This is a genomic window from Nocardiopsis sp. LOL_012 (genome assembly GCF_048060475.1).
In the GTDB taxonomy this organism is placed as follows: domain Bacteria; phylum Actinomycetota; class Actinomycetes; order Streptosporangiales; family Streptosporangiaceae; genus Nocardiopsis.
The window spans coordinates 142,766-162,621 of record NZ_JBHMIV010000006.1; the positions used below are offsets into that span (position 1 = coordinate 142,766).

Here is a 19,856-nt window from a genome sequence, read left to right on the forward strand (position 1 = left end):
TACACGAACTGAAGGGACCCCCGGTGTCCGGAATCGTCCTTGAGGGAGAACAGACGGTACCGCGACGCGTGGCGACCGTCAGTCTGCACACCTCCCCGCTCGACCAGCCGGGAACGGGTGACGCGGGCGGTATGAACGTCTACGTCGTCGAGGTGGCCCGGCGCATGGCCGAACGCGGCGTGGCCGTGGACGTGTTCACCCGGGCGAGCGGCCCGGACCTCCCGCCCGTCGTCGAACCGGCCCCCGGGGTGCAGGTGCGGCACGTGCCCGCCGGCCCCTACGGCCAGGTGGACAAGAACACGCTCGCCGACCACCTGTGCCCGTTCATCTTCGGCATGATGCGGGCCGAGGCCCAGGGCGAGCCCGGCCACTACAGCCTCGTCCACGGACACTACTGGCTCTCCGGGCGGGCCGGTGTCGTCGCCGCCCGCCGCTGGGGGGTGCCGTTCGTGCAGTCCATGCACACCATGGCCCGGGTCAAGAACGCCTTCATCGCCGAGGGCGACACCCCCGAGCCCGAGGCCCGGGTACGCGGCGAGGACCAGCTCGTGCGCCAGGCCGACCGACTGATCGCCAACACCGACGACGAGGCCCGCCAGCTCCGCGAGTTCTACGGGGCACGCGAGTCGCAGTTGAGTGTGGTCCCGCCCGGTGTCGACCTGGACGTGTTCAGCCCCGGCCCGCGCCAGGAGGCCCTGCGGCGGATCGGGCTGGCCCCCGGCACCGAACTCCTGCTGTTCGTGGGGCGCCTGCAACGGCTCAAGGCCCCGGACGTGCTCATCCGCGCCGCGGCCCGGCTGCTGGAACGCGAACCCGGGCTGCGCTCGCGCTTGGTGGTGGGCGTGGTGGGCGGGCTCTCCGGCACCGGGCGGCGCGAACCCGGACTCCTGAGGGACCTGGCGCGCTCCCTGGGGGTGGCGGACGTGGTCCGGCTCGAACCGCCGCAGGACCGTGTGCGGCTGGCCGACTACTACCGCGCGGCCGCGGTGACGGTGGTCCCGTCCTATTCCGAGTCCTTCGGGCTGGTGGCGGTGGAGTCCCAGGCCTGCGGAACGCCCGTGGTGGCCTCGCGCGTGGGCGGGCTGACCACGGCGGTGGCGGACGGGCTCTCCGGGGTCCTGGTGGACGGCCACGATCCCGACGACTACGCCGCTGTGCTGCACCGGATGGTCACCGAGCCGGGCTGGCGTGCCACCCTGGCCGGGAAGGCCCCCCTGCACGCCGCCACCCTGGGCTGGGAGCGGACCGTGGACGACATGCTGGACGTGTACCGCACGAGCCTCGCCCCGGCCCCCCTGCCGATGGCCGCGTGCCGGTGACCGACGAACGAGAGGAGCGGACGAGGTGGCTACGGATGCGGTGCGCGAAGCCGCGGAGAGGGCGATCGCCGAAGCGGTGGCCGAGGCCGGACTGGAGTCGGAGCGGCCCCGGGAGAGCTCGTTCCTGGTGACCCTGCCGGGAACGGCCAAGCTCAAGACCCTGGTGTGGCTGGAGGTCGGGCCGCACAGCCTGACACTGACGTCGTTCTTCTGCCGCCAGCCGGACGAGAACCACGCAGTGTTCTACCAGTGGCTCATGGGCAGGAACTCCGACATGTTCGGGATGGCCTTCGCCGCGGACGAGGTCGGCGACGTGTACATCCGCGGACGGCTCCCGCTGTCCGGCATCACCCCGGAGGAGGTCGACCGGCTGCTGGGGTGCGTGCTCACCTACTCGGACGAGAACTTCAACGCCGCGCTGGAGCGCGGGTTCGCGTCGGCGATCCGCAAGGAGTGGATCTGGCGCGCCGAACGCGGCCACGACATGCGCAACCTGAAGGCGTTCGCGCACCTGGCCGAGCCGCACCACCACGACGGGGGCCGCCCGTAGGGCCGAAGACCCGGAGCCCCGCGGGCGCCCGCGCCGACCCCCTGGGGCACGGCACCGCGTTCGGGGAACAGGCTCTAGGCTTGGCCCCATGGGAACTCTGGTACTGCTGCGACACGGTGAGAGTGTCTGGAACGCGAAGGGCCTGTTCACCGGCTGGGTGGACGTGGACCTGTCCGCCACCGGCGAGGACGAGGCCCGCCGCGGCGGGGAGCTGTTGAAGTCTGCCGACATCACGCCGGACATCCTGCACACCTCCCTCCTCAAGCGCGCCATCCGCACCGCCAACCTGGCGCTGGAGACCGCCGACCTGCACTGGCTGCCGGTCCGGCGCACCTGGCGCCTCAACGAGCGCCACTACGGCGCCCTACAGGGCAAGGACAAGGCGCAGACGCGCGAGGAGTACGGTGACGAGCAGTTCATGGTCTGGCGCCGCTCCTACGACACCCCTCCGCCGGTGATCGCCGACGACGACCCCTACTCGCAGTCCGGCGACGCCCGCTACTCCGACCTGCCGTCGGAGCTGATGCCGCGCACCGAGTGCCTCAAGGACGTGCTGGAGCGCTCCCTGCCGTACTGGTACGACTCCATCGTCCCCGACCTGGTCGCCGGGAGGACGGTGCTGGTCGCGGCACACGGCAACTCGCTGCGCGCCCTGGTCAAGCACCTGGACGGCATCGGCGACGCCGACATCGCGGGGCTGAACATCCCCACCGGCATCCCGCTCACCTACGACCTGGACGAGGACCTGAAGCCGCGCAACCCGGGCGGCACCTACCTCGACCCGAAGGCCGCCGAGGCGGCCATCGCGGCCGTGGCCAACCAGGGCAAGAAGTAGGAGCCCCTCCCCCCGTCAGTCACCGCCCGCGCCGCCACGGCGCGGGCGGTCAGTACACCAGGGCCCGGGCTCCCTCGGCGAGGGCCTCCTCCACGAACGTGGGCGCACCCGCGATGCGCACCCCGTCCAGGAGGTCGCCCTGCTCCAGGTTCCGGCGGGCGGCGCACTGCGTGCACACCGTCACCCGCCCCGCGGCGAGCACCGCTCCCAGCAGGTCTGCCAGGGGCGCGGCGTGCGGGAGTTCGAAGCCCTCGGCGCGCCCGGGAACGGCGAACCAGGCGGCCTCACCGGTCAGCCACAGCGACACCCCGACCCCGGAGGCCAGGGCGGCCGCCGCCACCGTGAACGCCTGGTTGCACCGCTCGGGGGCCTCACCCCCGACCGTGACCTTGATCACCATCGAACGATCCATGGCCGCCACCCTACTCAGAGCCCGGCCGCGACCAGCAGGGCCCCCGCGATCGCGCAGAACGCCAGGGCCGCGCAGAGCACCAGGGCCTCCCGGCGCCGGGGGGAGACGCGCACGGGCTGGTCGTCCGCTCCGTGCTCGATGGTGACCGCACCGCCGTCGGGGGCCACGAGCAGGACGTGTCCGTCGCGCTTGCGGACCTCGCCGCTGACACGCACCCGGTCACCCGGGCGGATGACCCATTCGCGGTACTCGAACTCGATAGTCTCGCCGCGGAAGACGCCGGAGATCCGGCCGCGCACCCGGGACAGGAGATCGTCGGAGGAAGCGTTCCCGCCCCGCTGGGGGCGTCCCACGACGCGCTTGAGGCAGAGTTCGGCGCTGCGGGGGTCGCTGCCGGAGGGGTCGACGAAGACGCGGTCGGAGGTCTGGGGCATGCCTGCGGCCACCAGGCCGAACAGTTCCTCGGAGCCGTGGTCGGCGATGGAGTCGCAGGCGCGCTCGCGGACCGTGCCCTCCTCCTGGTCGGAGGCGAGGGGCCAGTAGTGGCGCAGGACCTCGTGGCCGTGCCAGACGCACTCCAGGCCCGCCAGGTTGGACTCGATCGGGCCCGCGGGGCCGGGTGCGGCCACCCCGGTGAGGGTCACACGGCTGCCCTCCTGGGCCGCGAGCGCGGCGGGGCGCAGGAGTGTGAGACCGCGCTGACGCGACCAGCGCCGCAGCGCGACGACCGTGAGCGGAACCAGGACCGCTGCGGCGACGAGCAGCACCGAACCGATCAGCAGTAACACAGAATGCCCCTTGTCCCAGTCCGTGGCGGTCGACCCCGGCGGTGGGCTCGACACACCCCGTGGCCGCACCGCTTCGTTGACAATCTTTACCAGTTCTCCGCGAAAGCGGGGCCAATTGGGTATGACCGGACCTGGACCCGCGGATGATCACGCAGGTCACGCGTGACCGGTCCCGCCCACTCTCCGGGCGCGGCTACGCTACGGGGTCATGGACGCTGATGTGCACCCCGATCTGGCGAGACTGTCCTTCCTGTTCGGCCGCTGGGAAGGCGCCGGTGTCGCCGGGTACGCCGACGAGGAGGAGTTCCGCTTCGAGCAGGAACTGGAGTTCGCCCCCGCCGCAGGGCCGCCGTACCTGACCTTCTCCAGCCGGGCCTGGCGGATGGGCCCCGACGGGGCCCGGGGGGAACTGGTCACCGAGGAGTACGGCTACTGGCGTGCCCGGCCCGAACCCGCCAGCGACGCCGAGGTCCCCGAGGAGGGGTCCGAGATCGTCCACCTGGAGGCGCTGTACGCCCACCCCGAGGGGTTCACCGAGGTGTACCTGGGCAACGTGTTCGCGCACCGTGTGGAGATGCACACCGACGCGGTGGTGCACACCGAGACCGGGATCGACGTGAAGGCCTCGCACCGGTTGTACGGCCTGTTCGGCGACGACCGGGAGACACTGGGGTACGCGTGGGACCTGGCCGCACGCGGCCACAAGCTGCGCCCGTACATGTCCGCCCAGCTCAAGCGCGCCGACAAGCGCTGACACGGGGCCGGGTGACGCGCGGAGGGCGTCCTCACCGGGGCTTGGGCGCAGAGGCGGATCCCGGGCCCTCTCCCGCCGGGGCGGGGCCGGTCGGACGAGTTCCGGCGGCCCGGGATCCGGGTGTCCGTCTGGGATTCGCTGCGAACGACGTCGCGCGAACGCGCGGGTCGCCCTAGCGGACGGCCACCTCGCCAGTCCTAGAGTCACTCATTCCTCGGACCACCTCCTTTCTTGCGTGCCTCGAAGGTATGCGCCCGGATGCCGCTGGGGCAAATGTTTTTCCGTGGTGCGTAACACCAGTTCAGGGACGGGTTTTCCGGTAGGGCGCGCGGGGCGGATACGCTCGGCTGTATGACATCGCCGCTGCTGACCACACCGGGTGCCGTGAGCGCCGAGTCGACCGACGCGGGCGTGGCCGCGCACTACGGCCGACCCGCCCACGAGGGCCGCGCCATCGAACGCTCGGGCGCGTGGGTGGACCGGAGCAACCGCGGGGTGGTCCGGGTGAGCGGCCCGGACCGGCTGGGGTGGCTCAACGACCTGACGAGCCAGCTCACCCTCGGCCTGGTGCCGGGCGCCGGGACGGAGGCCCTGGTCCTGGACACCCGCGGCCACCTGAGGCACCACCTGTCCCTGGTGGACGACGGGGAGGCCGTCTGGATCCACACCGAACCCGGGGACGGGCCCGCGCTGGCGGCGTTCCTGGACTCGATGCGGTTCATGCTGCGGGTCGAGGTGGCGGACCTGAGCGGATCCCGGTCGGTGCTGACCGTGCTCGGCCCGGAGCGCGACAAGGCAGTTGCGGCGGCCGTCGAGCGGATCGGTGGCGTGCCGGTCCGCGCGGCGGAGGGCGAGAGCGACCTGTTCGTGCCCTCGGAGCGCCTGGTGGAGGCCGCCGAGGCGCTCACGGAGGCGGGCGCGTCCCCGGCGGGCCTGTGGGCCTACGAGGCGCACCGGATCGCCGGGCACCGGGTCCGCCCCGGACTGGACACCGACGAGCGCACCATCCCGCACGAGGTCGACTGGGTGGGCCGCGCCGTGCACCTGGAGAAGGGCTGCTACCCGGGGCAGGAGACGGTCGCCCGCGTGCACAACCTGGGCCGCCCGCCGCGCCGCCTGGTCATGCTGCACCTGGACGGGACCGTCGAACGCCTGCCGGAGGCGGGCTCGGCCGTCGAGTTCGACGGGCGGACCGTGGGGCGCGTGGGCTCGTCGGCCCGCCACCACGAACTGGGCCCGATCGCGCTGGGGCTGGTCAAGCGCGCCGTGCCCGTGGACACCGACCTCACCGCCGACGGGATCGCCGCGGGCCAGGAGGTCGTGGTGGCCCCCGACACCGGCGCCAACGCCCAGATCGACCTGCGCCGCCGTCCCCGTTAGAGCCGCCTGAGCGACGACCGATGGCCCCGCACTGCGGGGCCATCGGCATGTGCGCCCCAGGTGATCGAATCATCGCGTTCGGCCACACTGGATATAAGAGAAGCATTATGTTCTTCTGCATGTGGGACATCATCATGCTGGGGCCGGTCAGGGACTGGTACCTCAAGCTTCGGACCGACGACCCAGCGACCGCCGTACAGCTCTAAGCAGCCTTCGCTCAACTGGAGCTACGCGGACCCGACCTGAGGCGACCCCTGGTCGACGAGATCAAAGACAGCCGAATACACAACCTCAAAGAGCTCCGGCCCGGATCCTCGGGACGAAGCGAGATACGGATCCTCTTCGCCTTCGACCCGGAACGACAGACGGTGTTCCTCGTGGCAGGCGACAAATCCGGCCAGTGGAACAAGTGGTACCGGAAGAACATCCCGACCGCAGAGCAACGCTATCTGGAATACCTGCAGCACCGAGAGGAGAACGAGGCATGAAGGCACAGAGCTGGCGAGAGATCAAAGCCGAAGCCGATAAGGCCGACCCTTGGTTCGCCTCCCAGGAGGCGCAGGAGATCTTCGAAGCGGAGACCGAACGCATCGAGGCCGAGCAGCAGGGCTACGCGCTCTCGGCTCTGCGTAGGGACAGCGGTATGACACAGAAAGAGGTCGCCGAGGTCATGGGGATCAGCCAGGCCCGCGTCTCCCAGATCGAGCACGGCCAGATCAACAGCCTGGATCTCCTGCGCTCCTACATCAGCGCCGTCGGGGGCGAACTGCACCTGACCGTGTCCCAGGGGCCTCTGAACGTCACGCTGGACCTTCCCAGAACGGCGGCGGCCGAGAGCACCCCCGCTGAGAACGGCGACCACCAGGCCGCCTGAACCGTGCGGCCGGGGGTCCCGTGCGGCGCGGGACCCCCGGTGTGCGTCAGCTCAACGCGGCGGCGAGGCGCTCCTCGTGCAGGCGCTCGCCCCAGGAGGGGGCGAGCGGCGGGAGCTGGCCCACGCGCCAGCGCAGCAGCAGGTCGGCCAGTGCCGGGTTGCGGGGCAGCGCCGGGCCGTGCATGTAGGTGCCCAGCACCTGGCCCTGGTAGGCGCCCTCGGTGCGGTCGTCGTTGCCGATGCCGCGCACCGTGGTGGACAGCGGGCGCGCGGACGGGCCGATCTCCGTGCGGCCCTGGTGGTTCTCGAACCCGGTGATGCGCCCCACGCCCAGCGCCGGATCGACGTCGGCGACGATCTCGCCGACGGCGCGGGTCTGGCCGCGCCCGCTGCGGATGTCGAGGATGCCCACGCCCGGCAGCGGGTTGGCCTCGTCGTCGCCGTAGGTCTCCCCGATGATCTGGTACCCGGCGCACACCGCGAAGACGCAGCCGCCGCGGGCGGCGGCGCGGGCCAGGCCGCCGTCGGCGCGCAGGCGCTCGGCGGCGAGGATCTGTGGGCGGTCCTCTCCGCCGCCCAGCAGGTAGATGTCGCCCTGCTCGGGCACCGGGTCGCTGGAGTGGACGTGCACGATCTCGGTGGCGATGCCGCGCAGTTCGGCGCGGCGGCGCAGGATGAGGGCGTTGCCCTGGTCGCCGTAGGTGCTCAGCAGGTCGGGGTAGATCCACACGATCCGCAGGGCGCTGCTGGTGTCGGTCATGGTCTGTCTCCCCTACTGGACGCGGCCGTACGCCGTGCGGATCTGCTGGAAGGCGGTGTAGTTGGCGATGACGTCGACCTTGGTGATACCGGGCTGCTCGGCCTTGAGGCGGCCCAGGACCTCGTCGACGCGGTCGGCGGTCTCGAAGTCCACCCCGTCGGTCTCCAGCCGCAGCGCCAGGTCGGTGCGGCGCTCGCCCATGACGAACACGCGGCGGCCGCGCAGCACGGAGTAGTCCACGTCCCACAGCCAGGAGGTGTCCTTGCCGTCGGGGATCTGGGCGTTGACGGACAGGATCACCGGTACCCGGGGCGGGTCCAGGACCGCGAAGGACTCCAGCCACCCGGCCGGGTTCTTGGCCAGCAGGAGCCGCACCTCCACCCCCATGGTGACTACGGAGGTGTAGCGGCCAGCGACGGAGGTGATCTCGCGCAGCCGCTGCAAGGTGCGCTCGGGGTGGATGCCGTACCCCGCGGCGGTGGCGGCGGCGATGGCGGCGTTGGCCCGGTTGGCGTCGCCGGGCAGGTTGAGCCGCAGCTTGATGCGCTGCCCCTCGGGGGTGACGAGCGTGTCGGAGCCGTTGTCCACCGCCCAGGTGGTGCGGGGGCGGGCCAGGCCGCACTCGGGGCACTCCCAGTACGGGTCGACCTCGCGCTTGAGGTGGCCCCCGCACTCGGGGCAGCACCAGGAATCCTCCTTCCAGCGCTGTCCCGCGGACACCCAGGTGGCGTTCGGGGCGCCCAGCCCAGCCCAGGCGACGAGGGGGTCGTCGGCGTTGGCGACGACGTGCGTGCTGCTGCGGCCGAGGGCGGTGCGCCACTTCTTGGCGAGCAGGTTGATCTCCGAGGCGCGGTCCATCTGGTCGCGGCTCAGGTTCATCAGCACCACGAACGCGGGCTGGGTGGCGAGCAGGACCTGCGGGAGGTACTTCTCGTCCACCTCCAGGACGCCGTTGACCGCCTCGGCGTGGTTGGACAGGGCGGTGATGTGCCCGGTGGGCATGTTCGCGCCGAACTCGTTGGTGGCGACCTCGCCGAGCTCGCGCAGGGCCTGCGAGATGAGCTTGGTGGTGGTGGTCTTGCCGTTGGTGGCGCTGACCAGGGCCAGGCGGCGGCCCCGCGCGAGTTTGGAGAGCAGGTCGGGTTCGACCTTGAGCGCGATCCTCCCGCCGATCACCGACCCGTCTCCGCGACCGGTCGCGCGCGACAGACTGGCCGCGCTCCTACCCAGTACCGATGCCAACTGGGCGCGTAGGGGAAGCTCGCTCATGCATACTCCAGGTCGCTGGATCACCGCGTCCGCGCGCGGCGGCCGCGGGTGGCGGTGGAACCAAGCCTATTGTCCACTTTCGGTCAAACCCGCCAGTCGAGGCGTTCGGGCGGGGGACCGAGGTTGGGCGGGGCCGGATCGGACGCCCCGCCACCACCGTCCGGCCCGGGGTCCCCGGCGGGTCCCACCGCTGTGCCGGGGCCGCCGCGGGCCGCCGCGCCGTCCGTCCGCCGCGGACGGTCCCCGCCGGCGCGTGCGGCCTCGGCCGCCGCCCCGGCGCTGCGGGAGTCGTCCACTGTGGCCAGGGTGGCCGTGGACAGGGTGAGAATACCCGGATTGGTGTCGGCGAGAACAGGACCGCGGCGCCCCAGGACCAGCGCGGCGGTGCACGGCAGACCCCGCAGCGACGTGGCATCCAGGCCGAGGGCGGTCACCGGCGGCTCCTCACCGCCGACGGCGCCCGCCGGGGTGCCGATCTCCGCGGCCTGGGCGGTCGCCCTGCCCCATGACGTGGCTGATCTCACACGGCGAACGAGATCGAGCGGGGACACCCCGGCGGCGGCGTTGCGGATCATCGCGCCGGACTCGGTGTGCGAGGCGGAGAAGAAGCGGTCGTCGGCCTCCGCCTCGGTCTCGGGCTCGGTCACCGCTCCCCCCAGCGCCTCGCCGATGACCTCGCTCAGGCGGTGCACCTCCAGCCGCGCCCGCCCGTGGGACGCCGCGCCCGGGACGGCGGCCACGGCACGCGCGACCGCCTCCACCGGCCCCTCGCACTGGCGCATCACCACGGGCAGGCAGCCGGGGTCGGAGAAGCGTTCGAGGGCCTCGGGGACCGCCGTGCGGAACATGAGGACCACCTCGACCCCGCCGTCCGCGGCGGCGCGCAGGACCTGGTCGATCTCGCCGCCGGGGAGCGTCTCGGCCCCGCACACCACGACGGTGCGGGTCCTGCCGCCGTCCCGGCGGACCCCCGGCGCGGGCGTCCCGCCGGGGTCGCCGAGGAGTTCGCTCAGGGCGGCCACCGCGTAGGTGCCGTACATCCGGGCCGCGGCCGCACCGGAGGCCCGGTCCGTCGAGATGATCTTGACCTGGGCGTAGGCGGCCTCCTCCGCCCGAGTGCCGACCGATTCGAAGGGGCTGAGCCGGCGTTCCAGCGCCCAGGCGCGCTCCCGGAGCCCGGGTGTCTCGGAGCAGCGTTCGCGCACCCCCGTGCGCTGCTCGGCGGACAGCCGGGCGAGCGCGGGGTCGTCGTGGGCGGTGTCGCCGGCCGGGGTGAGCAGGGCGCGCAACCCGCCGATCAGTTCGACGATGCCCGCGCGGGGCCCCAGCACCTCCAGGAGGCGCAGCAGGAGGGTCTCGTCGGCGTCGACGGCCTCGGACGAACCGGACGCGGCGGCGACCGCCGACAGGATGCGGGCGCGCTGGCCCGCGTCGAGGTTGGTCCCGAGCGTCATCCGGGGCAGGTCGGCGGGGAGGACCCAGTGGCGGGGCGCCACGGCGCACCGCCGGGCCAGGCGCACCAGTTCGCGGGTGGCCGACCGGCCGGTGAGGTCCACGACGGTGAGATCGCCGCCCTCCCTCAGCCGGGACACCCCGATGGTGGTGAGCAGGGCCGACCAGCCCGTGTCCGTTCCGCCCACGACCACGACGGCCCCGGTGTCGTCGGGGACCGTGACGCCGTACCAGCGCGGCTGGGCCTCGTAGGCCCGCGTGGCCGCCTGCCACCGCGTATACAGGCGGGCGTGGTCGCGCTGGCGTTCGTGGAGGGCGCGTTCGCGCTCCTCCCGCTCCGCCTCCAGCCGCTCCCGGGCGCGGGCCAGACGCGCGGCGACCACGTGTCGGCTCTGCACGAGGGCGACCGCCACGGGTGCGGCGACGGCCGCGCAGGCCAGGACCCCGCCCACGGCGAGGCTGGCGGGGAGGATGCGCTGTGTCCACAGCAGGAGGAAGAGCGCGGCGAGGAGGCCGAGACCGGTCAGGGAGAGGTACAGCGGCCGATTGGTCCGGGCCTCGCTGTCGCGCTCCCCGGCGATCCACTCCTCGCTGAGGCCGAGGGCCCCGTCGGGCACCGGCCGACGCGGGGGCGGGCCCGGGTGTGGGAGGAGCACCGCGTGGCACCAGCCCAGGTAGGTACGCCCGGTCTCTGGGCGGGCTGTGCCACCCGACCGTTCGGCCACGGCCCGAACACCTCCTGCGCGGCCTCGGCGGGGTGGTCCGGCTGCGTGTCCGAGCCGCGGACCGGAGGCCGTCGACGGCCCGCGGCCCCAAGTCAAGCAGGCCGCGCACCGCGCTTCCAGGGCCAGGGCGCCGAAATCGGCGCGGCGGCGGGCCGTCGGCGGGGGTGCCCCGACGGCGGCGGGGCACCGGCTGCGGCGGGGGATCCCGTCGCGGCCGGCGCCCCGTTCGGTGTGCCGGGCCCGTGGGTCAGGCCTGGACCTGGAGGTCGATGACCTTGCCCACCTCGGCCTGGACCGGGTACTCGCCCTTGAAGCCCTGGGAGGCCAGGACGCGCACCTTCCACGTGCCGTCGGCGGCGAAGAAGCGGAAGGTGCCCTCGTCACCGGTGGCCACCTCGCCGACGAAGTCGTCGGACTCGTTCAGAAGCCGGGCGTAGGCGCCGCGCAGCGGCTTGCCGTCCCGGGTCACCGTGCCCTGGATGACCGCCTGGTCACCGGCGTCGACATCGGCGAGGGCCACCCCGCCGACCGGGGCTCCGCATCCGTCACTCACTTGGCCTCAGCCTCTCCCAGCTCGACCGGGACTCCCACCAGGGAGCCGTACTCGGTCCACGAGCCATCGTAGTTCTTCACGTTCTCCAGCCCCACGATCTCGTGCAGGGCGAACCAGGTGTGCGAGGAGCGCTCACCGATACGGCAGTAGGCGATGATGTCCTTGTCCAGGTCCACGCCGGCGTCGGTGTAGAGCTCGCGCAGCTCCTCGGCGGTCTTGAACGTGCCGTCCTCGTTGGCGGTCTTCGCCCACGGGATGTTGCGCGCCGTCGGGATGTGGCCGGGGCGCTGCGAGGTCTCCTGCGGCAGGTGCGCGGGGGCCAGCAGCTTGCCGGTGAACTCGTCGGGGGAGCGTACGTCGACCAGGTCCTTGGCGCCGATGGCGTCGACGACCTCGTCGCGGAAGGCTCGGATGGACAGGTCCTGGTCCTGGGCCTTGTACTGGGTGGCGGCCCGCTCCGGGACCTCCTCCACGAGCGCGCGGGAGTCGAGCTCCCATTTCTTGCGGCCGCCGTCCATGAGGCGGACGCTGCTGTGGCCGTACAGCTTGAAGTACCAGTAGGCGTAGGCGGCGAACCAGTTGTTGTTGCCGCCGTACAGCACCACGAGGTCGTCGTTGGAGATGCCCTTGGCGGACAGCAGCTTCTCGAAGCCGGTGCGGTCGACGAAGTCGCGGCGGACCGGGTCCTGGAGGTCCTTCTTCCAGTCGATCTTGACGGCGCCGGGGATGTGTCCCTTGTCGTACGCCGACGTGTCCTCGTCGACCTCGACGAGGACCACGTTGTCATCGTCCAGGTGAGCCTCCACCCAGTCGGCGTCCACAAGGACGTCGGAGCGGCTCATAGGGAACCTCCTGTGGTTGTTCGCGTGGTGATCGCGTGTATCTGGTCGGTGCTCTCCGGGCAGAGACTACGCCCGGTCGGCCGGGGGTCGGGCGCTCCGCGGCGGAAGCGCCCCGGGTACGGGGGTGCGCACGGCGTGCCGGAAGCGGTGGGGCACGGAGCGGGCGCGGCGGTGTGCCGCTGGGAGGTACCGAGGCGCATGGCGTGATCGTTTCCAACCGCGTGCGTGGGAAACCAGGCCGTTCGCGGGGGGACGGGTCGGCGGGACCCGCACCCTAGGGACACAGACAGAGCGCGGCGGCGACACGGCAGAAGTCCACTGCCCGTCGCTTCGTCAGATACGCGCTCGTCAAAGAAGTCACGCACTCGAAACTACAGGCCCGCGCGGGTGTTTGTCACGGGTGGCCTGGATCACAGGGGCGGACGCCGCGCCTCCCCGGCCCCGCGCGCGGTTCCGGTCAGGCCGCCTCGGATCCCGTCAGGGAGACGTCCTGGCCGACGCCGGTGATCCGCAGCCCGTTGGAGGCGGCCTCCATGTCGGTCAGCGACAGGCCGAACGGCAGTTCGGGCGTCTGGAAGTCGAAGCTCAGCATGCCCTCGGCCACGGGTCCGGCGTCGAGGGAGCCGTCACCCGCCTGCACGTCCACGGGGGTCAGGGCCACGACGTCACCGTCGACGGTGAACTCGCCGCCGGCCGTGACCGGGACGCTCCTGCCGGTCCCCGGCAGGGCCAGTTCGCCGCTGATGCGCGGTTCGCCGCCCTCGGTGCTGAAGGAGACGCCCTCCGGCAGGCGCGAGCCGAAGTAGGAGTAGGGGACCACGAACGAGCCCTCGACCTGACCGGCGACGAGCGAGGGCTGTGCGAGCAGTTCGGACAGGGGCGCCTCGACCCCGGTCGCCGAGACCTCGATCTGCTCGATGGTCATACCGGCGGCGGACGCGCTGTCCGCTGTGATGACGATCCGCTCGTACTCGCCGGTGATGACCTGGGGGAGGAAGGCCCATCCGCCGATGGCCACGTGCGCCTCGTCGGTCGCACCGGTCTGGACGATCCGCTCCGAGGCCAGGTCCTCCGCGACGCCGCGGAGCACGATGTCGGCGGCCACGACGCCGCACGCGATGAGGAACAACAGGACGATGAGGAACTTACGCATGAGTCCCAGCACACTTTCTTTCGCTCAGGCGCGGCCGCGGGCGGGGCGTTCCGCCGGGCTGTCATCGCACGCCCTCGGCACCAGAGGGGGCCGGTCATGAGAACAGTTAGGAGGGTACTTCACCCCCATCGGACGCGAGGGGTCTCGCGCCGGTTCATCGACCCGCACCGAATACACCGGTTCGATACATCCGCTCACCGGACCGCGGCTCGCGCGTGTACGGGGAAGCACCCGCGCACACGGCCTCAGTGCGGCATGAGCATCGAGACGAGACTGTCGCTGGCCGAGGCCCCGGAGAGGGAGAGCTCGATCACGTTGGTGGCGACCACGTGGGCGGGGCCGCGGCGGGCGAACTCCATGACGTGCGGCTGGCGCTCGTGCTCCTCCTGGGCGAGTTCATCGCGGTAGATCGCGTAGACGATGCGCTGGAGGGGGGCGCTGGGGACCGTGTGGCACGCGAACAGCAGGGTGTCCGGCTCCCGGCGCGACACCTCCGCCACGACGGCGTCGGTGAGCCGGTCGAATTCGGTGGCCTGGCCGTCGGCGAGGGTGTAGATCGTGATGACGCCGCGCAGCCGGGACGGGACCCGCTCCGGCTCGGGCGCCTCGTCGTAGTAGTAGTCGTCGTAGTCGGCGGACTTGGAGGTGCGACGCCTGCGGCGCACGGGCTTCTCCCGGGGGTCGTCATAGGGTTCTGTGTCACCGTCGAACCCGTCGTCGTAGTCGTCGTAGTCGTCGTCCCGGCGGGCCGAGCGCCGCGGCACACCCGCGGCCAGCGCGCAGGCGCCCCACAGCGCGGCGACGGAGCCCAGTGCCAGGAGCGGCCCCACGACGTCGAGGCCGACACGGCCGACGAGGGTGCTGAGCAGGGCCGCCAGAGCGGCCAGACCGAGGACGGACAGTTCGGTGAGCCGGTCGCGGTCGCCGTCCGGGCGCCGGGCCGACGCGATCATGGCCCAGGCCAGGAAGGCGATCACGACCACGTGGGCGGCGCCGAGGACCGCGCGCGGGATGAGGTCGTAGTGCTCGCCCATCGCCGGGAAGGCGCGCTCGAAGTGGCCGCTCACCCGGTCGACGAAGAGGATCACCAGCGGGACGACGGTGAACGCGCTCAGCAGCAGCCGGGAGGTGAACCGGCCCCGGGCGGAGCGCACGCCGAACTCGACCGCGCCCCAGGCGATGTAGAGCGGTCCGAGGAGGCTGACCCCGATCTGCAGCAGTCGGAAGGTGAACTCGCCGAAGCCCAGGATCGCACCGATCACGCCGGAACTGAGCCCGACCGCCATGCCGAGGGCCGCGACCAGCCAGCCGACCGCGGAAGCGCTGGGACGACGTTGGGCATACGCGGCGAGCGCGGCGGTGGCGCTCCAAGCCACCAACGCGCTTATGAATGCCAGTCCTACCGTCACCATCCCGACAATGATGCTGCACGCTGACGGGTGGATGTGCACGTCACGAAGAGAACGAAGAGAACAGAGTGCATGACATGGGATGATTTCGCAGAATGCAGGCGCATCTCGCCCCCAGCCATGTGATGTTCATCACGTGAAATATCGTGGGAAGCAGGTGGCCCCACCCTCCCTCCGGAGGGCCATAGGGTCGGGTCAGCGGGGACCTCACCCCGGACAGCCGGAGGTTCCGCCTCCCAGTCGAGCCAGGAGAGAACCGTGCCGCACGACGTGCCGCGACCGCCTGCGGCGGGGGCGGGAGCCGCCTTCTTCGACGTGGACAACACCCTGATGCGCGGGGCGTCGATCTACCACTTCGCGCGGGGCCTGGCGGCCCGCGACCTGTTCACCACCCGCGACCTGCTCCGGTTCGCGTGGGGGCAGACCCTCTTCCGCGTCACCGGTTCCGAGCAGCCCGAGCACATCGACGCCGCCCGCGAGGCCGCCCTGGCGTTCGTGGCCGGACACGGCGTCGCCGACCTGGTCGACCTGTGCGAGGAGATCTACGACGACTCCATGGCCGACCGCATCTGGGAGGGCACGCGCAGGCTCGTCCAACACCACCTGGACGCGGGACAGGCGGTGTGGCTGGTGACGGCCACCCCCGTCGAACTCGCCCAGATCATCCGCAAGCGCCTGGGGCTGACCGGTGCGCTCGGCACCCGGGCCGAGACGATCGACGGCGTGTACACGGGACGGCTCAACGGCGACCTGCTGCACGGTCCGGCCAAGGCCAAGGCGGTGGACGCGCTAGCCCGCGAGAAGGGCTGGGACCTGGCGGTCTGCTCGGCCTACAGCGACTCCTCCAACGACCTGCCTCTGCTGTCGCTCGTGGGCAAGCCGCACGCGGTCAACCCCGACGGGGACCTGCGCCGCTACGCGCGCACGCACGCCTGGCCCGTGCACGACTTCCGCAGGCACCGCCAGACACTGAAGACGGCGATACCGGTCACGCTCGCGGGGGCGGCGGCCGGAGCGGTTGCGATACGCGCCCTGCGGCGCCGTGGAACGCCCTGAGGGTGCGACGGGCGGAAGGGACCCGCTCAACGCGCCCTTTCGGCGGGCCCGGCCCTCAGCGCCGCAGACCCGCCCTCGCGAGCGTGAGCAGGTGCACGGCCCGCAGGCCGGCCCTGGCCCGGCGGCGGTGGGCCGCGTAGGACTCGAAGGCCTGGGGAGAGCTGTGCTCGGGCGCCCACCGGAGTGCGTGCTCCAGCGGCGCGGGCTCCCACTCCCCCGGCGCCGAGGTACCCATGCGAGGAGCGCTGGAACTGGCGTAGCCGATCCGGCCGTGCCTGTTGAGGCCGCGCAGCACCCGCAAGCCGGCGGCGGGCACCGGCATACGGCGTCCACCGACCTTGCGCAGGCACTCCGACAGGGGCACGGAGTCCTCGCCCGCCAGGTCGAAGAGGCCGGTCTCGTCGCTGAGCGCCATCCGGGCGGCGGCCTCGACGGCGTCGTCCTCGTGCAGGAACCGCACGTCCGGGTCGTGGCCGAGCACGGTGGGGACGACCGGGGAGTCGAGGTAACGGGTGAGGGGGGTGTCGGCGGTGGGCCCGATGAGGTTGGCGAACCTCAGGACCGCGACCGACATGTCGGGGCGGCGGCGCAGCAGGCCGAGCGTGTGCCGTTCGACCTCCTCCGCGCCGCCGTCCTCCAGAGCGGCGCTGGACCGCACGACCAGGCGTCGCACGCAGGAGGAGCGCTGCGCGGCGGTCAGTGCCCGCATGGCCCCCAGGAGGTGCTCCTCGCGCCCGTGGCCCTGAGTCGCGTCCAGCCCCAGGTGCAGGACCAAGTCGGCACCGGACTCGGAGACGATCCGGGCCAGGCTCTCGTCGTGCAGGTCGACATGGGCGTACTCGACCCCTCCCGGCGGCTCACCCCCGAGTGGCGGCACGGAGTCCGCGCCGATGACCCGGTGCACGCCGGGTGCCTCCGCGAGGATCTGGGCGACCCTGGCGGCGAAGGGGGCGGACACGCCGGTGACGACGGCGACACGAGCCATGGCGACACGTTCCTTGGAAGCAGCGAGCGGAGAGCCGGCGAAGGCGCACCGGAGGCGTACCGCCCACCGGAACACATGACCTATAACGGCGCTACGCCCGGAACATTCCCTCTGGCCGCTCGCCCGACAGCGCGGGGGGGGAGGGGAGGGCTTCTCCGCGTCGGGGGACGCGCACGGGGCCCGTCTCCGTCCGCGGAGAGACGACGTTCGCCGCGCCCGGCCCTACTTCTTGTTGCGGCGCTGCACGCGAGTGCGCTTGAGCAGCTTGCGGTGCTTCTTCTTCGCCATCCGCTTGCGGCGCTTCTTGATGACGGAACCCATGGGACCACCTTCTCGCTGACTGACGTGCCGGACACACCGCACCGCTGGCGGTGGGGAACCGGCGAGGAGTTCGGGTACGGCCGCCGTGCCCGGCGCCGACCGGCTTCAGGCGCGGAAAGGCCCGGGCGATCCGGCCCCCGGCGAAGCGGCCGGGCCGACATCGCGGGGATGTGGACCCACCGCGCCCGAAGCCCCAGCTTACCGGTTCGTGGCGGCGCTCGGGCTCATGCCCCGGGCGGAGCGGCCTCACCGGTGTAGAGCGAGGCCGCCGGTTCGGCGTAGTCCACACGGACGAGGCTCTGGTCTGCGAAGGTCAGGGAGGTGACGCTCGCGAGGTTGCACTCTCGGCGGTCCGGCCTGTGCCACAGGCGTTTGCTCTCGGCCACGCGGCGCATCATCCAGATCGGCAACTGGTGGCTCACACAGACCGCCTCGTGTCCCCAAGCGGTCTTGCGTGCGACCTTGACCACCTGGAGCATGCGCTCGACGATCTGGGAGTAGGGCTCCCCCCAGGAGGGCCGGAACGGGTTGTACAGGCGCCGCAGGACACGGGGATCACGTGCGGACCGGCTGGAGAGGGTGCGGCCCTGGAGCTTGTTTCCCGCCTCCACGAGCCGGTCGTCGAGGACGACGGGCAGGTCCAGGACCTTCTGGAGCGGGACCGCGGTCTCCTGGGTCCGGTCCAGGGGGGAGGAGAACAGCGCGGTGATGTCACGGCCCTCGAACCACTCGGCGGCGAGTTCGGCCATCTGCTGTCCACGGTCGCTCAGGTGGTATCCGGGGAGCCTGCCGTACAGGACCCCGGCGGGGTTGTACACCTCGCCATGGCGCAACAAGTGCACAACGGTGGTCGTCGTCATCGTCGGTCGTCCTTCTCGTCGGTGAATCGTGGAGGCGGTGCCCCGGGGAGCGGCCCCGGTGGGTCAGGCCCCGGCCTCCGCGGCCGCTCTGGCCGCCCGGGGCAGGGCGGAGACCACCCTGTCGATCGCTGTGTCGTCGTGCGCGGCGGAGAAGAACCACGCCTCGAACGCCGCGGGCGGCAGGTAGACGCCCTGTTCCAGCATGGAGTGGAAAAACGCCGAGAACCTGGCCGTGTCCGTGGTACGGGCGGTGTCGAAGTCGTGAACATCCTGGTCGGTGAAGAACACCGTGAACAGGTTGCCCCCGCCCTGAACCCGGTGCGGCACCCCTGCGGCGCTGAGCGCCTTGGACACCTCCGACTCCACCTGGGCGGAGACGTGGTCGATGTGGGCGTAGACGGAGGGCGTGGCGCCGCGGAGCGTGGCCAGGCCCGCGGCGGTGGCCAGCGGGTTCCCCGAGAGGGTGCCCGCCTGGTAGACGGGGCCCTCGGGGGCGAGGCGGTCCATGACGTCGGCGCGCCCGCCGAAGGCCGCGGCGGGCAGGCCGCCGCCCATGACCTTGCCGAAGGTCATCAGGTCGGGCTCCACGCCCTCCAGCCCGTACCAGCCGGAGGCGCTCACCCGGAAACCGGTGAGCACCTCGTCGAGGACGAGCAGGGCGCCGTTGGCGTGCGCGATCTCCTTGAGCCGGGCGTTGAACCCCGCCCTGGGCGGGACCACGCCCATGTTGGCGGGACAGGCCTCGGCGATGACACAGGCGATCTCCTCGCCGTGTTCGGTGAAGGCGCGTTCGACGGCGTCGAGGTCGTTGTAGGGGAGGACGAGGGTGTCGGCGGCGCTGGCCCCGGTCACCCCCGGGGAGTCCGGCAGGGCGAACGTGGCCAGACCCGATCCGGCGGCGGCCAGCAGGGCGTCCACGTGTCCATGGTAGTTGCCGGCGAACTTGACGATCTTGCTCCGCCCGGTGAAGCCGCGGGCCAGGCGGATGGCGGACATGGTGGCCTCGGTGCCGGAGTTGACCAGGCGCACCTTGCGCACCGGGGTGCGCTCCACGATCAGTTCGGCGAGGTCGACCTCACCGGGCGTCGGGGCACCGTAGGAGGTCCCCGCGTCCACCGCGGTGTGGAGCGCGTCCACGACGCCCGGATCGGCGTGGCCGAGGATGAGCGGCCCCCAGGAGCAGACGAGGTCGACGTACCGGCGCCCCTCGGTGTCGGTCAGGTAGGGGCCCTCGCCCTTGACGAAGAAGGGCGGGGTGCCGCCGACGGCGCCGAAGGCGCGGACGGGTGAGTTGACGCCGCCGGGGACGGCCGCCGTGGCACGCTGGAAGAGCTCTGCGGAAGTCTGTTGATTACCCACGTCACCAGTGTCTCAGCCGCCCCAGGTCCCGTGACCGTGACCCGCCCCGCACTCAGTGCCCGCGCACCGCCCGCACCAGACGGTGCACCCCGGTACCCGGATCGCTCCCCTCCGGGAGGCGCTCGGCCCGCGCGCAGGCCGCTTCGAGGCCGTGCGCGAAGTCCCCGAAACGGGTCCGCCCCTTGTCCCAGCCACTGCGG

General features: G+C 72.1%; 22 protein-coding genes. 8 read left to right on the forward strand and 14 right to left on the reverse strand.

Features of this window, described 5'->3' with window-relative positions:
• The first annotated feature begins 23 nt into the window (after window positions 1–23).
• From mshA to ACFHWE_RS06020, 3 genes are all read left to right on the forward strand, one after another.
• Window positions 24–1,319: a D-inositol-3-phosphate glycosyltransferase gene (mshA, locus tag ACFHWE_RS06010; RefSeq protein WP_416599598.1), complete on the forward strand. Its 1,296-nt coding sequence runs from the start codon at window positions 24–26 to the stop codon at window positions 1,317–1,319.
• Between the two features lie 25 nt (window positions 1,320–1,344).
• Window positions 1,345–1,869: a YbjN domain-containing protein gene (locus ACFHWE_RS06015; protein WP_416599599.1), complete on the forward strand. Its 525-nt coding sequence runs from the start codon at window positions 1,345–1,347 to the stop codon at window positions 1,867–1,869.
• 88 nt (window positions 1,870–1,957) lie between these two features.
• Entirely contained in the window at window positions 1,958–2,704 is a 747-nt protein-coding gene (locus ACFHWE_RS06020) for a phosphoglyceromutase (protein WP_416599601.1), read from the forward strand.
• Window positions 2,705–2,753: 49 nt separating this feature from the next.
• Here the strand turns inward: ACFHWE_RS06020 and ACFHWE_RS06025 are convergent, their stop codons facing one another.
• A complete protein-coding gene (locus ACFHWE_RS06025) occupies window positions 2,754–3,116 on the reverse strand; it encodes a DsrE family protein (RefSeq protein WP_416599602.1) in 363 nt (120 codons plus the stop codon).
• 14 nt (window positions 3,117–3,130) lie between these two features.
• Window positions 3,131–3,904: a GIDE domain-containing protein gene (locus ACFHWE_RS06030; protein ID WP_416599603.1), complete on the reverse strand. Its 774-nt coding sequence runs from the start codon at window positions 3,902–3,904 to the stop codon at window positions 3,131–3,133.
• A gap of 208 nt (window positions 3,905–4,112) precedes the next feature.
• Between ACFHWE_RS06030 and ACFHWE_RS06035 the strand changes: the two genes are divergently transcribed.
• The 4 genes from ACFHWE_RS06035 to ACFHWE_RS06050 all read left to right on the forward strand — a co-directional run bounded on the left by ACFHWE_RS06035 (window position 4,113) and on the right by ACFHWE_RS06050 (window position 6,912).
• Window positions 4,113–4,658, forward strand: a complete 546-nt coding sequence (locus ACFHWE_RS06035) for an FABP family protein (RefSeq protein ID WP_416599604.1) — start codon at window positions 4,113–4,115, stop codon at window positions 4,656–4,658.
• Window positions 4,659–5,009: 351 nt separating this feature from the next.
• On the forward strand, window positions 5,010–6,038 hold the full coding sequence (locus ACFHWE_RS06040) for a YgfZ/GcvT domain-containing protein (protein ID WP_416599605.1): 1,029 nt from the start codon (window positions 5,010–5,012) through the stop codon (window positions 6,036–6,038).
• 221 nt (window positions 6,039–6,259) lie between these two features.
• The gene (locus tag ACFHWE_RS06045) at window positions 6,260–6,526 is read left to right on the forward strand and encodes a type II toxin-antitoxin system RelE/ParE family toxin (protein WP_416599644.1); all 267 of its coding nucleotides are present in this window, start codon (window positions 6,260–6,262) and stop codon (window positions 6,524–6,526) included.
• The gene (locus tag ACFHWE_RS06050; RefSeq protein WP_416599606.1) at window positions 6,523–6,912 is read left to right on the forward strand and encodes a helix-turn-helix domain-containing protein; all 390 of its coding nucleotides are present in this window, start codon (window positions 6,523–6,525) and stop codon (window positions 6,910–6,912) included. The genes ACFHWE_RS06045 and ACFHWE_RS06050 overlap by 4 nt, the downstream gene beginning before the upstream one ends.
• Before the next feature lie 46 nt (window positions 6,913–6,958).
• On the opposite strand, the gene ACFHWE_RS06055 is transcribed toward ACFHWE_RS06050, so the two are convergent.
• The 8 genes from ACFHWE_RS06055 to ACFHWE_RS06090 form a co-directional block, all read right to left on the reverse strand.
• Window positions 6,959–7,672: a type 1 glutamine amidotransferase gene (locus ACFHWE_RS06055; RefSeq protein WP_416599607.1), complete on the reverse strand. Its 714-nt coding sequence runs from the start codon at window positions 7,670–7,672 to the stop codon at window positions 6,959–6,961.
• A gap of 12 nt (window positions 7,673–7,684) precedes the next feature.
• The gene (locus ACFHWE_RS06060; RefSeq protein WP_416599608.1) at window positions 7,685–8,941 is read right to left on the reverse strand and encodes a MurT ligase domain-containing protein; all 1,257 of its coding nucleotides are present in this window, start codon (window positions 8,939–8,941) and stop codon (window positions 7,685–7,687) included.
• A gap of 83 nt (window positions 8,942–9,024) precedes the next feature.
• The gene (locus ACFHWE_RS06065; protein WP_416599645.1) at window positions 9,025–11,049 is read right to left on the reverse strand and encodes a hypothetical protein; all 2,025 of its coding nucleotides are present in this window, start codon (window positions 11,047–11,049) and stop codon (window positions 9,025–9,027) included.
• 316 nt (window positions 11,050–11,365) lie between these two features.
• Window positions 11,366–11,671, reverse strand: coding sequence for a DUF1416 domain-containing protein (locus ACFHWE_RS06070; protein ID WP_416599609.1), 306 nt, complete (start codon window positions 11,669–11,671; stop codon window positions 11,366–11,368).
• Entirely contained in the window at window positions 11,668–12,513 is an 846-nt protein-coding gene (locus tag ACFHWE_RS06075) for a sulfurtransferase (protein WP_416599610.1), read from the reverse strand. The genes ACFHWE_RS06070 and ACFHWE_RS06075 overlap by 4 nt, the downstream gene beginning before the upstream one ends.
• Window positions 12,514–12,787: 274 nt before the next feature.
• Window positions 12,788–12,874, reverse strand: a complete 87-nt coding sequence (locus ACFHWE_RS06080; protein ID WP_352983320.1) for a putative leader peptide — start codon at window positions 12,872–12,874, stop codon at window positions 12,788–12,790.
• A 96-nt stretch (window positions 12,875–12,970) separates the two neighbouring features.
• The gene (locus tag ACFHWE_RS06085; protein WP_416599611.1) at window positions 12,971–13,666 is read right to left on the reverse strand and encodes a DUF2993 domain-containing protein; all 696 of its coding nucleotides are present in this window, start codon (window positions 13,664–13,666) and stop codon (window positions 12,971–12,973) included.
• A 245-nt stretch (window positions 13,667–13,911) separates the two neighbouring features.
• Window positions 13,912–15,045: a putative quinol monooxygenase gene (locus ACFHWE_RS06090; RefSeq protein WP_416599612.1), complete on the reverse strand. Its 1,134-nt coding sequence runs from the start codon at window positions 15,043–15,045 to the stop codon at window positions 13,912–13,914.
• A 288-nt stretch (window positions 15,046–15,333) separates the two neighbouring features.
• Between ACFHWE_RS06090 and ACFHWE_RS06095 the strand changes: the two genes are divergently transcribed.
• Entirely contained in the window at window positions 15,334–16,131 is a 798-nt protein-coding gene (locus ACFHWE_RS06095) for an HAD family hydrolase (RefSeq protein ID WP_416599613.1), read from the forward strand.
• Window positions 16,132–16,186: 55 nt separating this feature from the next.
• Here ACFHWE_RS06095 and ACFHWE_RS06100 read toward each other — a convergent pair whose 3' ends face one another.
• From ACFHWE_RS06100 to hemL, 4 genes are all read right to left on the reverse strand, one after another.
• Window positions 16,187–17,116, reverse strand: a complete 930-nt coding sequence (locus ACFHWE_RS06100) for an epimerase (RefSeq protein ID WP_416599614.1) — start codon at window positions 17,114–17,116, stop codon at window positions 16,187–16,189.
• 222 nt (window positions 17,117–17,338) lie between these two features.
• A complete protein-coding gene (locus ACFHWE_RS06105) occupies window positions 17,339–17,437 on the reverse strand; it encodes a 30S ribosomal protein bS22 (protein ID WP_003948845.1) in 99 nt (32 codons plus the stop codon).
• Window positions 17,438–17,661: 224 nt separating this feature from the next.
• On the reverse strand, window positions 17,662–18,297 hold the full coding sequence (locus ACFHWE_RS06110) for a histidine phosphatase family protein (protein WP_416599615.1): 636 nt from the start codon (window positions 18,295–18,297) through the stop codon (window positions 17,662–17,664).
• A gap of 63 nt (window positions 18,298–18,360) precedes the next feature.
• Window positions 18,361–19,656, reverse strand: coding sequence for a glutamate-1-semialdehyde 2,1-aminomutase (gene hemL / locus ACFHWE_RS06115; RefSeq protein ID WP_416599616.1), 1,296 nt, complete (start codon window positions 19,654–19,656; stop codon window positions 18,361–18,363).
• Window positions 19,657–19,856: the final 200 nt, after the last annotated feature.

Excerpts from the sequence above, each read along its gene's own strand:
- ACFHWE_RS06020 (WP_416599601.1), top strand. The coding sequence starts at position 1,958 with ATGGGAACTCTGGTACTGCTGCGACACGGTGAGAGTGTCTGGAACGCG.
- ACFHWE_RS06025 (WP_416599602.1), bottom strand. The coding sequence starts at position 3,116 with ATGGATCGTTCGATGGTGATCAAGGTCACGGTCGGGGGTGAGGCCCCC.
- ACFHWE_RS06035 (WP_416599604.1), top strand. The coding sequence starts at position 4,113 with ATGGACGCTGATGTGCACCCCGATCTGGCGAGACTGTCCTTCCTGTTC.
- ACFHWE_RS06040 (WP_416599605.1), top strand. The coding sequence starts at position 5,010 with ATGACATCGCCGCTGCTGACCACACCGGGTGCCGTGAGCGCCGAGTCG.
- ACFHWE_RS06050 (WP_416599606.1), top strand. The coding sequence starts at position 6,523 with ATGAAGGCACAGAGCTGGCGAGAGATCAAAGCCGAAGCCGATAAGGCC.
- ACFHWE_RS06055 (WP_416599607.1), bottom strand. The coding sequence starts at position 7,672 with ATGACCGACACCAGCAGCGCCCTGCGGATCGTGTGGATCTACCCCGAC.
- ACFHWE_RS06060 (WP_416599608.1), bottom strand. The coding sequence starts at position 8,941 with ATGAGCGAGCTTCCCCTACGCGCCCAGTTGGCATCGGTACTGGGTAGG.
- ACFHWE_RS06075 (WP_416599610.1), bottom strand. The coding sequence starts at position 12,513 with ATGAGCCGCTCCGACGTCCTTGTGGACGCCGACTGGGTGGAGGCTCAC.
- ACFHWE_RS06085 (WP_416599611.1), bottom strand. The coding sequence starts at position 13,666 with ATGCGTAAGTTCCTCATCGTCCTGTTGTTCCTCATCGCGTGCGGCGTC.
- ACFHWE_RS06100 (WP_416599614.1), bottom strand. The coding sequence starts at position 17,116 with ATGGCTCGTGTCGCCGTCGTCACCGGCGTGTCCGCCCCCTTCGCCGCC.
- ACFHWE_RS06105 (WP_003948845.1), bottom strand. The coding sequence starts at position 17,437 with ATGGGTTCCGTCATCAAGAAGCGCCGCAAGCGGATGGCGAAGAAGAAG.
- ACFHWE_RS06110 (WP_416599615.1), bottom strand. The coding sequence starts at position 18,297 with ATGACGACGACCACCGTTGTGCACTTGTTGCGCCATGGCGAGGTGTAC.